Here is a 12,757-nt window from a genome sequence, read left to right on the forward strand (position 1 = left end):
GCTACGAGTGGTGGCCGATTACCTGATCGAACTGTTCGAGTAGCGTGTATCGAACTCGATCCGGCCCATTAAGCGTTGACATCCTCCCCGGCCTGAAGGCCGGAGCTTCCTACGGCGCTCAGGCGCGGCATCGAGCCGCCCCCGAGTCGCTTCGGTGGGTTCCTGCTGCTGGCGCCATGACCTCTGCGCTCACTTCACAGGCTAACCGGGCGTGTCCCGCCCTTAGTACATTAATCGCGCCAACCACATCGGCGTTGCCTTCAAAACCACATCCCACACACCGGAACAGGGCTTGCGTCTGGCGGTTGGCCGCCGACACATGGCCGCAACACGGGCACATGCGGCTGGTATTCTGCGGCGGCACGGCAATCAGCCAGCCGCCGCGCCACGCCAGCTTGTAGTCCAGTTGGCGGCGGAACTCGAACCAGCCCTGATCGAGGATGGCCCTGTTCAGGCCAGATTTGGCACGGACGTTTCTTCCCGGTGCCTCGGCCGTGCCTACCGCCGACCTGGACATATTGCGTACCTGCAAGTCCTCGATACACACCATCGCGTGGTTTTGGCTGATCGTGGTGGAGCACTTGTGCAGGTAGTCGCGGCGGGCATTGCCGATGCGCGAGTGAATGCGCTGGACGCGGGCTTTCGCCTTCTTCCAGTTGCGGCTGAATCTGACCTTGCGGCTCATCGCCTGCTGCGCTTTGCACAGCGCGGTTTCATGGCGTTTGAAGCTGTTCAGGGGTGCGTAGAACGAGCCATCCGAAAGCGTGGCGAACCGGGCAATGCCCATGTCGATGCCGACTGCCGCACCCTGTGCCGTGGGCTGCTCATCGATCTGGCGTTCGGTCTGGATACTCACGAACCACTTGCCACACGACTGGCTCACGGTGATGTTCTTCACAGTACCCAGCGTCTCGCGGCTGTTGCGGTAGCGCAGCCAGCCCAGCTTGGGCAAGAACAGGCGGCTGTTGGTCTGGTCGAGCTTGATCTGTTTCGGGTCGGGATAGCGCAAGCTGTTGTTCTGCCCCTTCTTCTTGAACCGGGGAAAGTCGGCTCGCTTGGTGAAGAAATTGGTGTAGGCCCGTTCCAGATCCTTGAGGCTCTGTTGCAACGGGTGAACAGGCGCATCGGCCAGCCATGCGGTTTGCGGGCTATTGCGCCACCCGGTCAGCAACTTGCACAGGCCCGCATAGCCGAGCTTGTTCTCGCCTTGCTCGTGGCGTTCTTTCTGCAACGCCAGCGCCTTGTTGAAGACGAAGCGACAGGAGCCCGCAAAGCGGCGCATTTGCCACTCCTGCCGGCCATCTGGCATGAGTTCGTACTTGAAGGCTTGAAGTCGTTGCATGCTGCTCTTGAACCATGAGCGATCAAGACGACATTAGGCGCGGACGGCACGGTGTTTTCAAGCTGCATGCCCATGGGGTCTTTGTAACGAAATACCGCCGTAGAAGGGCATCTGTGTCGCCATGTTACTTCGCATCATCCTGCGGCGGTGCATCCATCGAACAGCAGCAGCCCCTCACGGCAACCAGGGACGGCTACGCCGTCCGCGCTATCCTTCCCCGCCCTGAACGGCGGGGCTTGTCGCGCCCCGATGGTCAATCAGCCAGCCACTCCTGCAGCAACTGCGTGGTGCGCTCAGGATGTTCCAGCGGCGGTAGATGCCCACACTCGGCAAGTGTCACCAACCGTGAGCCGGCGATTTGTTCATGGATGAACTGTGCCTCAGCCGGCGGAGTGATCTGGTCGTCCTCGCCCACGACCACCAGGGTCGGCACCTTAATGTGCGCCAGTAACCCTGAATAGTCGGCACGCTCGATGATCGCCTGCTGCTGGCGAATGAAGCCGTCGCGGCCAACCTGTTGCGCCATGTCCCTGACCTGTTGCGCGGCAGCTGTACCCAGACTGTTGCGGTGGATCAGTTTGGGCAGCAACTGCGGCGTGACGCCCTTGAAGGTGCCCATCTGCGCCAGCTCCAGCAAGCCGCGACGCACCCTGGCCCGGTCGGCGCTGTCGGGGCGTGCCATGGTGTCGAACAGCGCCAGACGCGCCACGCGCTGCGGCGCCTGACGGATGATTTCCATAGCCACATAACCGCCCATGGACAACGCCGCCAGGGCGAATTGCGGTGGCGCCGCTTGCAGCACCCGTGCGGCCATCGCCGCAATCGAAGTGTCCTGGGTCAGGTCGGGGATCTGCACATGGCGGTCGCGAGCGATCAGCGCCTGCTGCTGCGCCCACAGGCGGGCATCGTTGAGCAGGCCGGGGAGCATGACGAGAGGGAGAATCAAAGGAGCAGTCCAGTTGGGCGAAGGGCCACAGTTTAAACCGCCTGTGCAACAGAGCAACCGTCTGGCCTGCCCTTTTCAGCGCCTTTGAGCAGGCACGCAGAAAAGACCCTTGATTGCTCAAGAGCCTTTTGCGCAATTGAATTGACGCGGCTTACAGCGGCGGCGGGATGGTCGCCAACAAGCCGATCAAAATGGTCACCGCCAAGAACCCAAGCATGAAAAACGCCATCTTGCCCATCAGATTGCTCCCATAGCCCTAAAAGATCATGGGGCCATGATGCAGCAGGCACTGATCCGGTTACAGATTCAGAAACCTGAATAAAAACCGGATCAGACGGCCGACTGTTCTGCGGCCAGCTCCTGTTGGTCGATATAACGGTTGCCGATTCGCGCATGGGGCCGGCCACCATCGGCGGCGCCCAGCACCACCACGATTTCGTCGGCGCGTGGCGCGTCGTCGATGCGCAACTCCAGGGTCAGATAGTGGGAGCGCAAGCCCTCATCGTCCTTGTGCATCATCGGCACCTGAATGGAGGTGCCCGCCCCGCCGCGCTTGTTGGTGAACACCAGGTAACTCTTGGCGTCCACCGCCTCACGAAAGTGATTGCCGAAGCGCAAGGTGTGGATCACCGCCGAGGCATGCTCGATTTCGCCCGCCTCCCCAACCACTGCGGCCTTGCCATAAGCCTCAATGCGCGCAGCACCACCGATGGCCTGGGCCAGTTGCGCAACGATCAGTTGCCCAAGGTCCGAACAATGCTCACGAATCTGCGGTTTGAAGTCCTCGACAAAGCCGCGACCGTGCCAGGGGTTAGTGATGATTGCCGCCACCGCGACCATGTTCAGTGGCGTCTGCACTGCTTTGCCACCTTCGATGAAGATCTGTTCTTTATACGTGACGAGTTTGCGGATCTGAAATGCCATGGAGCCTCCGATTTATGAACACCGTATTACGGTATACCAATGTTCTGTAATCCATAGGCACGGATAACAGGCTCAGATCCGGGCGTTTTTTGCAGAGCAGCGTCTTCAATGCCTCCGATTCAGCTTCATGCCAAACAAGTCATCTGATCCGTAAATAAATATCGAAAATGCATCTGGTGTCGTTTTTTTCCCGCAGGCATGCTGACGCCTCGATCCGCATGACACGACCTGCCCATGAAGCGCTACGAACAACTTGCCGAAGACATCGCCCAGATGATCCGCAACCGGACCCTCAAGGGCGGTGAGAAGCTGCCATCGGTGCGGGTCGCCAGCCAGCGCTTTGCGGTCAGCCCCTCAACCGTGTTCCAGGCCTATTACCGGCTTGAAGACCGCGGGCTGATCCAGGCGCGGGAGCGTTCGGGCTATTACGTGCGTGAACATGCCAGCCGCTCGCTGAGCGAACCGGCCATTCATCTGAGCCCTTCACTGGGCACCGAGGTGGATGTCAGCGAGCTGGTGTTTTCGGTGCTGGGCAGCTTGCAGGACCCGCAAACCGTGCCGTTTGGTTCGGCGTTTCCCAGCCCGGACCTGTTCCCCCTGCCGCGCCTGGCCCGCTCCATGGCCCACAGCGTGCGCGGGCTGCTGCCCCATGCGGTGATCGCCGACATGACCAGCGGCAACCAGGAACTGCGGCGCCAGATCGCGCTGCGCTACCTCAACAGCGGCGTGCACCCGGAACGCGAAGAACTGGTCATCACCAATGGCGCGATGGAAGCCCTGAGCCTGTGCCTGCAAACCGTGACCCAGCCGGGCGACCTGGTGGCTATCGAGGCTCCGGCGTTTTATGCCTGTTTGCAGATGCTCGAACGCCTCAAGCTCAAGGCCGTGGAAATTCCGGTGCACCCGCGTGACGGCGTGGACCTTGAGCAACTGGCCGACCGCCTCGGACAATTGCCGATCAAGGCCTGCTGGTTCATGAGCAGCCTGCAGAACCCGCTGGGCGCGAGCATGCCCGATGCCAACAAACAGGCGCTGTACGAGTTGCTCAAGACCCATCAGGTGCCATTGATCGAAGACGATGTCTATGCCGAGCTTTATTACGGCAGCCGTGCGCCACGCCCGGTCAAGAGCCTGGATACCGAAGGCCTGGTGATGCACTGCGGCTCGTTTTCCAAATGCCTGGCACCGGGTTACCGGGTCGGCTGGGTGGCGGGCGGACGCTATGCGCAAAAAATCAGCCGCCTGAAACTGATGACCAGCATTTCGCCCTCGGTGCCCGCGCAAGCGGCCATTGCCGATTACCTGCAACACGGCGGTTTCGACCGGCACCTGCGCAAATTGCGCCATACCCTGGAGATGCAACAAGGTGCGATGCTCGCCTCGGCGGCCCGGCACTTTCCGGAACAAACCCGGGTCACCCGGCCAGCCGGCGGATACTTTCTGTGGTTTGAGTTTCCCGAACGGGTCGACTCGCTGAAGCTTTACCAAATGGCGCTGGCGCAGGGCATCAGCATCGCGCCAGGGCCAATGTTCTCGGCGCAGCGCGGCTTCAGCCATTGTGCGCGGCTCAACCATGGCTACCCGTGGACCCCGCAGCGCGAAGCGGCGATGGGGGTACTGGGGCGCATTCTGCAGGCGTTCTGAGCTGATTTTTTATGCGTTGAGCATGCCTTCGACCTGCGCCAGGCTGACCTTGGGAATCACCCGCTCGGGGATTCGCGAGCGTGGCGACAGGTTGTACACCGCAAAGTCCTCGCCCACCACCTTGTCAGCCATGATCTGCAACGACGGCAAAATTCGCCGCTGAAAATGCTGGTCCAGGCCGCAGGGTGAATTGGCCGGATCGTTCGGGCTGGCCTCGTAAAAGCGCCCGACCGACTGATCCAGATCCACGCCCACCAGAAAGACCTTGCGAAACCCCGAGTGATAGGCGATTTGCAGGGCCAGATACGCCACCGTGCGCGCATCAAAAAAGCCTTGCGACAGGTCCTTGCTGAACCCCAGCGAGCGGGCACGACGGCTCCAGAAGGCACCGCTGCGCACCAGGTTGCGCTCGCGGCGCAGCAACGTGCGCAACAGCGACGGCGGCCCGGCCTTCTTCAAAGGCAGGACTTTATCTGCCGACAGCGCAGGCAGGTCGTCCAGCAGTTCGTCCCATACAGCCAGACGCTGGCTACGCTGAACGGCCTCGTTGAACAACTGCGGTTGCTGGCGTGGAAAATCCTTGTCGGTGCAGGCGTAACAGAACGGCCGGATAGCGGTGCGAGTGAACATCGAGATCGCGCCGTTCATGGTAATCATCGGCACCTTGGCAAAACGCTCAATGGGAAAATCCCGCGCCGAAGGCCCGGAGGCGACGATAAATACGGCGTTATGCTCGCCGCTGCCTGTGCTACGCCGTACAAGCGGGTGGTTGCTGGCCAATGGCACGATGCTGCTCCCTGGTCTGGCCGGATACCCGACGCTTCAAATCTGGCCGACAGGTATAAACGCCATTCTTTTCCGGGCAATCGCCGCTTGGTAGTGCTCTGCTACACAGCTGACACATTCGCTGATCTACCTGCGCGACCGACCTCACAGGAGCGGCTTTAGCCGCGAAAAGCTTCGCTGCTAAAGCAGCTCCTACGAATGAAGCGCTACCCGGTCCCAAGGAGCAACATCGCCGCCAAATCGCTCGGCCAGAAACTCGATAAGCAAGCGCAGCGGTAACGGCTGGTGGCGCCGCGACAGGTAGACGGCGTGGATATTCATGGTATCGAGTGCATAGTCGGGCAACACCACCTGCAGTGTGCCGCAGGCCAGCGCCTCGCCCACGTAATAGGTCGGCAGCATCGCAATCCCCGCACCCGCCAGTGCGGCGGCCAACACGATGGAGGTTTCGTTCGCCGTCAGGCTGCCTCGCGCTTGTACGACTGTCAGTTGCTCGCCCTTGCGCAGGTTGTAACTGGTCGCAAAGCCATGGCTGTGCAGAATGCTTTTGTGCGCAGCCAGATCCTCGGGGCTTACAGGCGTACCGACCCTGGCCAGATAAGCCGGCGACGCGCACAGGACCGAGCGGCAGACCGCCAGACGCCGTGCAACCAGTTCCTCATCGATGCGCTGGCTGAGGCGAATGGCCAGATCGATGCGGTCCTGGACCAGATCGACCGTCCGGTCGACCATCACCAGGTCAATCTCGACCTTGGGGTGCAGGGCCTGAAACTCCACCACCGCTGCGGTCAATTGCGCCTGCGCGAACGACGGCGCCGAGCTCAGCCGCAGCCGCCCCTGCACCTCGCCGGCCTGACTGGCTTGCGAAACAATGTCGCCGGCCAGGCTGACCATTTCCCGGCAGCTCTTGAGCGCCTGCTCACCGGCATCGGTCAGCGCCAGCCTGCGTGTGGTGCGGTGCAGCAGGCGCACGCCCAGCCAGGCTTCCAGCCCTTCAAGGTAGCGGCTGGTCATGGCCCTGGACATGTCCAAAGCCTCGGCGGCAGCGCTCATACTGCCCCGTTCGACAATCTCTACAAACACCCGCATGGCGGTAAGACGATCCATTGATATGCTCGATCTGGTTGACAAACCATTGCCTGAAGCGAAGTTTATCTGCGCCTATTGAATCAATACAGTGCTCTCCACCCGCAGCAGCCGCTGCAATCCAATCTGGAGAACACCTTTTGATGACGATCCCGCGCCTTTTCACCCGTCTGGCTGCCGTCGCCGCACTCTCGCTGTCGGCCGCCGCGGTCGCTCAAGCCGACCCGCTGGACCTCAAGGTCTACCATGCCGATGCCAACAGCTTTAACGTCAACGCCGTGCTGGTCACCGGCAAGACTGACGCGCTGCTGGTCGACACCGGTTTCACCCGCGCTGACGCGCTGCGCATCTCGGCCATGGTGCTCGACAGCGGCAAGACCCTGAAGACCATCTACATCAGCCAGCCTGACCCGGACTACTACTTCGGCATTGATATCCTCAAAGGCTACTTTCCGGATGCCCAAGTAGTTGCCACTGCGCCAACGATCAAAAAGATTGAGGCGACCCTGCCGACCAAGCTGAGCTTCTGGCCCGCGAAAATGGGCGCCAATGCCCCCGCACATGTCAGCCTGCCTGCCGTGCTTGAAGCCAACGCGCTGACGCTGGAAGGCCATACCCTGGAAATCCGTGGCGCCGACGGCCGCCTGCCGCATCGCAGCTATGTGTGGATTCCCTCGATCAAAGCCGTGGTCGGCGGGGTCAATGTGTACGCCGGGCTGCATGCCTGGACCGCCGACGCTGCCAGCGCTGAAGACCGCGCGGCCTGGTCGGCCAAGCTTGCGGACATCGCCGCCCTGAAACCGGCCATCGTGGTGCCAGGGCACGCCGCACCGGGCGCCACGCAGGACGTTTCGCAAGTGACCTACACCCAGCAGTACCTGCAACGCTGGGACACTGAGCTTAAGAAAGCCAAAGACAGCGCCACGCTGATCAAGGCCATGCAAACCGCTTATCCCGATGCCGGGCTGGGCATCGCGCTGGATATCGGCGCCAAGGTCGCTACCGGCGAAATGAAGTGGTAAGGGAGCGCGCATCACGCGCCAGCCAAGCGTTGGCGCTTAACCGACGCGGCTGTATATCGATGGCAATCCCGCCCCCCTTGCCGGGCACCGGCGCGACGCTGGCAGAGCTTGATTCGCAGCTAGACGCAATACTGTTCTATTAAACCTGTGGGAGCTAGCTTGCCGGGGTGCCGGACCACAGCGAAGGCGGCGGCACATTCGCAGCAGATGCTGTGACTTTCCTGGCCCTTTCGTCGGAGTGCCGCCCAGACCAAGGTCGCTCCCCCAGAGATCTGTGGTGCTTGTCTGAACAGTATTGCAGCTAGACGCGCATTCGGTGGGAGGCAGCTCAGCTGGCGAATCCAGTCCATTGCCCGGCCAAGCCGCCCCTCGTGTCAATCGCGGATGATGGCCAGCGCATCGGGCTCCGGCCCGGCCTTCCAGCGCTGCTGAATAGTCCATGTAGCGGTGTCGATCACCGCCACATGGTCACCGCCACTGACCGCCACAAAGGCGCGTTTGCCATCGGGAGCAACAATCGCACCGATCGGCAATGCCGCTTCACCGAGCATGGTCTTGCGGTAGCTCACGCCCTCCTGGGCCAGGGCGATGCGCTTGATCTCCTTTTTCTGCGCGACATCGATAACCGACAGTTCAGCCGAACGCGCATTGGTGACCAGCGCGTGTTTGCCATCCGGGGTCATGACGATACGGATCGGAAACTGGCCGGTCTTGATCCGCTCGGTGACCTTCAGACTCTGCGTATCAACAAACACCACTTCATCGGCTTCGCGGTTGCTGACCAGCACTTCGCGGCCATCCTTGCTGATCGCAATACCTTCACTGCCTTTGCCGGTCTCGACCTCGGCGATCTTCTGGTACTGCTCAAGATCCACCACCGACAGGCGGCCGCCGTCAACGTGGGTCACATAAGCACGGGTCTCATCCGGCGACAGCTCGACCATGTGCGGCTTGCCACCGCCAATGGCGATGCGCTGCACCACCTTGCCCTGTTTCAGGTCCACCAGCAGCAGGCGCTCGCTGCCCTCGGTGGTGACTGCAATGCGCTGGTTATCCGGCAGAAAGCGGATGCCGTGAGGAAAGGTGTCTTCGCCCAGGTCCACAGTGCGCAGCACCTTGCGCGTCGGCCAGTCGATCACCGTCAGGCTGTTGTTGGGCTTGCCCGGCGCACCGTAATTGCCAACCACAGCCAGTTTATTGTCACGCGACACGATGACCTCATGAGGACCGGTGCCCACCGGCAGACGCAACAGTTCCTTGCCATCGGCCATGCTCAGCGCCGAGACGCTGGCGCCGTCCTTGTTGCCGACCAACAGCACCTCGGCAGCCTGGGCCAGTGGCGCACCCAGCAACAGGCCGGCCAGGCAGGCACGGCGCAGGAAGGGGGGATTGAATGCAACATCGACAGTCTCCTTGCAGCGGTGAAATTCCATGATTGAAAAGCCGGATTTCGACTCGCTGCCTGCACTGTGAGTTCGCGACTAGAGCGTTTGCGGATGTTGCAGAGGTTGACATCCTCCCCGCCCTAAAGGGCGGGGATTCCCACAATTGGACGCTCATGCCCGAGCGCGAGAATGTTCTTGGCGGCGTTGACGTCGCGGTCGTGGGTGGCACCACACCCACAACAAGTCCATTCCCTTATTCCAAGCCCTGCGATACCTCTCGGCCTCGAGTCCGGCAATTGCTTGCAGCTCGAACAGGTTTGGGTGGTGTTTCTCTCGCTGACAACCTTGAAAACCGTGCCTGCGTGATCGCATTTGTATTCCAGCATGGTTTTCAATTGACCCCAGCCGGCGTCCAGCACCGACTTGGCCATCCTGGTTTTCGCGAGTTTCAGTGAGTTCACATCGCCCACCACAATGACGCCACAACGCGCGACCAGCGCGTTGCTGAACTTGTGCAGGGCATCCTTGCGGCGGTTCGCAATTTTGGCGTGAATCGCCCGCACACGGGCCTTCTTGCCGGCGCGCTGGGCCGTGCCCAGCGACTTTTCAAGGTCTCGGTAGAAGCGTCCGCTTTCGAGCCTGTCACCGTCGCTGCAAGTGGCCGTGGTTTTCAACCCAAGGTCGATACCCACGGCATCCTGGCCCGGCGACAGCTGGCGGTCGACCTCGACCACGACGTTGAAATACCAGCGTCCACGGGTGTCTTCGTTGAAGCTACCGGATCTGAATTTAAAACCCGCCAGGCCGTAGCTGTCCCAGACCTTGAAGTGCTGTTTGTTGAAGACGACCAGGCCGTTTTTCCAGACAGCAGCGCCGGCCTTGAGGGGCACCCAGCCCAGGCTGCGCCGAGCGCCGCCCGAGCAGCGCCAGCGGAGCTGGCGCTTTTTGAACTGCTTGCGCCGTGTGACATATTCGTCGGCAACAGCCTGCACCGATTGGCTGTGCAGTCCCAGGTCTTTGCCGGCCCCGTTGATGTACTTGTGAATGTCGAACGCCGACAGAAAACGACCACGCTCACGAATCGTGCGACTGCTCAACTCGTTTACGTAGTTCCACACAAAATTCACAGCGCGAGACGCTTCACGCAGCTGCGCTGCATGCTTGTCTCGCACTCGAATCTTGAGGGTTCTGGTCGCTTTCATTTCAGTCATGAAACACAGGATGGGGCGGTTTTATGGATGTTAACCCCTATGACCGCTTCGCGGTGGCGCTTTCATCCCCCACCTGAAGGAAGGGGCTTTTCGCGCCAGCTTGGTAAGCCCTCATTCTTCGAAAGCACGACGAAGTATGGCAACGACCTGCTCACGCCCTGGCCCGACAACCGGTGGTTTGGTCGGGTTCTCCCCAAACTCGCGCCAGATGAACAGGGTCAGTTCGGCACCGTCGGTCGTCGGGCTGGCAGCGGGAGGGTAATCGAACGCTCTGAGCGCCCGGTAGCGCTCATCCTTCCAGAACAGTTCTTCGACCCAGGCATAGACAGGGATGCAATGAAAATGAATAGGCCAGCCCGCCTCATGACCGTAACGGCTGATATACAACTGCTCAGGTTGCAACTCGCTCTGCATGATTCGCTGAACCTTGGCGAGCAGCACACCCAGTTCAGCCTGGGCGATCTCAGGCAAATCGCCCAAGGCACCTGCAGTTTTGGCACCGAGCATCAGATAGCCTGGCAGCGCAGAAGCCATGTGATGGTTGAGAACCCAGTGCCCGGTTTCAAAAATGATCAGGTGTTCAGGAATGTGCATCGCGGACCAGAAGGAGCTATGGGGTTGGCAGGATATCAGCAGTTGTTAGAGGGATGATGCCCAGCCGCATCGAACTGCCCCAGCCACCAGCGCAACCGCCAGGGTATGATTTGCACCTCGGCGCGAATGCCCGCTTTGGCGTAAGGATCTTCTGCCTCGAAGCGTTCAGCCTCTTGCCGATCTTCGGTGTCGATCAACGAAGCACCGCCTATGATCCGGGTGCCAGTCTCATCCAGCAGCGCGCCGGATGACAGCAACTTGCGGCCATAGGTCGCCAAGTACTGGCGGTGCGCGTCACGCACCTGCTCACGTGCCTGGTCCTTGCCCGGATGGTCATAAGCGATGATCAAGTACGGCATACCGTCCTCCATTTCGTTGCGGCTGATTCGCCCGCTCAGGCACTGCGCCTGTTACGGCCAGCGTTGAGCAGCAAGCCAGCCAACCAGGCGGCCCCCAGCAGCGGCCAGAGCATGAACAACTGCCCGGTGATGACCAACAAGATCACACTGCACAGCGTACCGCTGAGCAAACCGGCCCAGGCCCATTTGGACCACCGCGGATACCCGAATGATTTTAAAAAATGATAGTAAAGCCGCCAGCCCGTTACGATGCCGAACCAGCCGCCACCGAGCAAAACCGCCAGCCCCACGCGGCGGAGCATGTCCTCGATAGACAGCACAGCCTCTTCAACGACAAAGGACACCAGCAGACCCAGTGCCAGCAGGCCATAGACCCCGGCCAACAGCGTCACCGGCAGCATGACCACAATGGCCACGACTCGCAGCATCAGCACGGTGAAAACCGAGCGTTGCCTCATGAAGCCAGCAACGCCACCAGCCGCGCCTCGATACCCGAATCCAACACCTCCAGCAGCGCCACGGTCACCGGCAATTTGAAGCGTCGCGGCCCGGCACTGCCGGGGTTAAGGAATAGCCGCTCGCCGCGCCAGTCAATCAAGGGTTTGTGCGAGTGGCCGGTGATGACCAGTTTTATCGCCGGATCAAGCGGCGCAGGCACATCAGCGACATCGTGAACCAGCAACACCTGCCACGGCCCCAGATCGAACAGTGATTGATCCGGCAGGTTCTGCGCCCAGGCAAACTCCAGGTCGTTATTGCCGCGCACCACATGCAAGGGTGCGATACGCGCCAAGTGTTCCAGCACTTCGGGCTTGCCGATATCCCCGGCGTGGATGATCCGCTCACAGCCCTGCAAGGCCGCCACGGCCTCGGGACGCAGCAGGCCGTGGGTATCGGAAATGACGCCGATTTTCATGGGTTCTCCATCATCAGGATCAACCGCGCCAGACCTCACGTTTGGCCAGGGCACACTTGAATTGTATATGGGTCTCATCAGGCCATTCAAAGCCCAGCTGGTCAAGTTGGCGCATGGTGGCATTTATGAAAGCCTGCCCTTCAACACCGGTGCGACACACCCAGTTCAGGCCAATCACACGGGTGACCTTGCCTTCGTCGTTCACGCTGATGCGGTAGTCAGCCTCAACATCGCCACCAAACTCGGCCTTGAGGCGCAGGTTGAGCCGCTCGACTGTTGCACGGTCGGGCAGGCTGTTCGAAAACTGCTGGTAGCCGGTGTACATTCTCCAAGGGTACGACCAGTCGAGCCGGGTCCCAACGGCAAACAGTGCCACCGGCACCAGAAGGGTCAGTAAAAAGCGCGTCCTGCGGGGTATAACGAAGCCTCCATGACAAAGGCCACGCTGTATAGGCTTCAGCGAATGGCGCTTGAGCGCTTCGGCATTTCATGACCAGGCTACAGAAACAGGCTATCTTCACACCTCCTTCCATTGCTGACAG

The 12,757-nt window shown here is 60.8% G+C and carries 15 protein-coding genes and 1 pseudogene; 3 read left to right on the forward strand and 13 right to left on the reverse strand.

Features of this window, described 5'->3' with window-relative positions:
- Nucleotides 1–118 precede the first annotated feature (118 nt).
- Nucleotides 119–1,342: an RNA-guided endonuclease InsQ/TnpB family protein gene (locus NJC40_RS21370; protein ID WP_492180409.1), complete on the reverse strand. Its 1,224-nt coding sequence runs from the start codon at nt 1,340–1,342 to the stop codon at nt 119–121.
- A gap of 14 nt (nt 1,343–1,356) precedes the next feature.
- On the opposite strand from NJC40_RS21370, the pseudogene NJC40_RS21375 reads away from it, so the two are divergent.
- Nucleotides 1,357–1,443 (forward strand): annotated as a pseudogene (locus NJC40_RS21375) (IS200/IS605 family transposase); the annotation flags it as partial.
- 152 nt (nt 1,444–1,595) lie between these two features.
- Here NJC40_RS21375 and NJC40_RS21380 read toward each other — a convergent pair.
- The 3 genes from NJC40_RS21380 to NJC40_RS21390 are packed head-to-tail and all read right to left on the reverse strand — an operon-like array spanning nt 1,596 to nt 3,212.
- Entirely contained in the window at nt 1,596–2,288 is a 693-nt protein-coding gene (locus tag NJC40_RS21380) for an alpha/beta fold hydrolase (protein WP_363321695.1), read from the reverse strand.
- A 32-nt stretch (nt 2,289–2,320) separates the two neighbouring features.
- Nucleotides 2,321–2,683, reverse strand: a complete 363-nt coding sequence (locus NJC40_RS21385) for a hypothetical protein (RefSeq protein ID WP_492180595.1) — start codon at nt 2,681–2,683, stop codon at nt 2,321–2,323.
- Nucleotides 2,619–3,212, reverse strand: a complete 594-nt coding sequence (locus NJC40_RS21390; RefSeq protein WP_253142279.1) for an amino acid synthesis family protein — start codon at nt 3,210–3,212, stop codon at nt 2,619–2,621. The genes NJC40_RS21385 and NJC40_RS21390 overlap by 65 nt, the downstream gene beginning before the upstream one ends.
- A 234-nt stretch (nt 3,213–3,446) precedes the next feature.
- On the opposite strand from NJC40_RS21390, the gene mapR reads away from it, so the two are divergent.
- Nucleotides 3,447–4,856 carry a GntR family transcriptional regulator MpaR gene (gene mapR / locus NJC40_RS21395; protein WP_253142278.1) on the forward strand — a complete coding sequence of 470 codons (1,410 nt, stop codon included), beginning with the start codon at nt 3,447–3,449 and terminating at the stop codon, nt 4,854–4,856.
- A 9-nt stretch (nt 4,857–4,865) separates the two neighbouring features.
- On the opposite strand, the gene NJC40_RS21400 is transcribed toward mapR, so the two are convergent.
- Both NJC40_RS21400 and NJC40_RS21405 read right to left on the reverse strand, forming a co-directional pair.
- Entirely contained in the window at nt 4,866–5,642 is a 777-nt protein-coding gene (locus tag NJC40_RS21400) for a WaaZ-like lipopolysaccharide core biosynthesis protein (protein WP_253142277.1), read from the reverse strand.
- A 192-nt stretch (nt 5,643–5,834) separates the two neighbouring features.
- Entirely contained in the window at nt 5,835–6,749 is a 915-nt protein-coding gene (locus NJC40_RS21405) for a LysR family transcriptional regulator (protein WP_253142276.1), read from the reverse strand.
- Between the two features lie 122 nt (nt 6,750–6,871).
- Between NJC40_RS21405 and NJC40_RS21410 the strand changes: the two genes are divergently transcribed.
- Nucleotides 6,872–7,750, forward strand: a complete 879-nt coding sequence (locus NJC40_RS21410; protein WP_253142275.1) for an MBL fold metallo-hydrolase — start codon at nt 6,872–6,874, stop codon at nt 7,748–7,750.
- Between the two features lie 374 nt (nt 7,751–8,124).
- Here NJC40_RS21410 and NJC40_RS21415 read toward each other — a convergent pair whose 3' ends face one another.
- The 7 genes from NJC40_RS21415 to NJC40_RS21445 form a co-directional block, all read right to left on the reverse strand.
- On the reverse strand, nt 8,125–9,183 hold the full coding sequence (locus NJC40_RS21415) for a YVTN family beta-propeller repeat protein (RefSeq protein WP_253142274.1): 1,059 nt from the start codon (nt 9,181–9,183) through the stop codon (nt 8,125–8,127).
- A 92-nt stretch (nt 9,184–9,275) separates the two neighbouring features.
- On the reverse strand, nt 9,276–10,337 hold the full coding sequence (locus NJC40_RS21420) for an RNA-guided endonuclease InsQ/TnpB family protein (RefSeq protein ID WP_253142273.1): 1,062 nt from the start codon (nt 10,335–10,337) through the stop codon (nt 9,276–9,278).
- A 120-nt stretch (nt 10,338–10,457) separates the two neighbouring features.
- Entirely contained in the window at nt 10,458–10,940 is a 483-nt protein-coding gene (locus tag NJC40_RS21425) for an HIT family protein (protein ID WP_253142272.1), read from the reverse strand.
- Nucleotides 10,941–10,975: 35 nt separating this feature from the next.
- Nucleotides 10,976–11,299, reverse strand: a complete 324-nt coding sequence (locus NJC40_RS21430) for a YciI family protein (RefSeq protein ID WP_253142271.1) — start codon at nt 11,297–11,299, stop codon at nt 10,976–10,978.
- A 35-nt stretch (nt 11,300–11,334) separates the two neighbouring features.
- Nucleotides 11,335–11,757 (reverse strand): hypothetical protein, encoded by a 423-nt coding sequence (locus NJC40_RS21435; RefSeq protein ID WP_253142270.1) that lies wholly within the window; start codon nt 11,755–11,757, stop codon nt 11,335–11,337.
- On the reverse strand, nt 11,754–12,215 hold the full coding sequence (locus tag NJC40_RS21440; RefSeq protein WP_253142269.1) for a metallophosphoesterase family protein: 462 nt from the start codon (nt 12,213–12,215) through the stop codon (nt 11,754–11,756). Before NJC40_RS21440 ends, NJC40_RS21435 begins: the two co-directional genes overlap by 4 nt.
- A 19-nt stretch (nt 12,216–12,234) precedes the next feature.
- The gene (locus NJC40_RS21445; RefSeq protein ID WP_253142268.1) at nt 12,235–12,597 is read right to left on the reverse strand and encodes a hypothetical protein; all 363 of its coding nucleotides are present in this window, start codon (nt 12,595–12,597) and stop codon (nt 12,235–12,237) included.
- Between the last annotated feature and the right edge of the window lie 160 nt (nt 12,598–12,757).

Origin of the sequence: Pseudomonas sp. 21LCFQ02, from assembly GCF_024129895.2 — a bacterium.
GTDB lineage: Bacteria > Pseudomonadota > Gammaproteobacteria > Pseudomonadales > Pseudomonadaceae > Aquipseudomonas.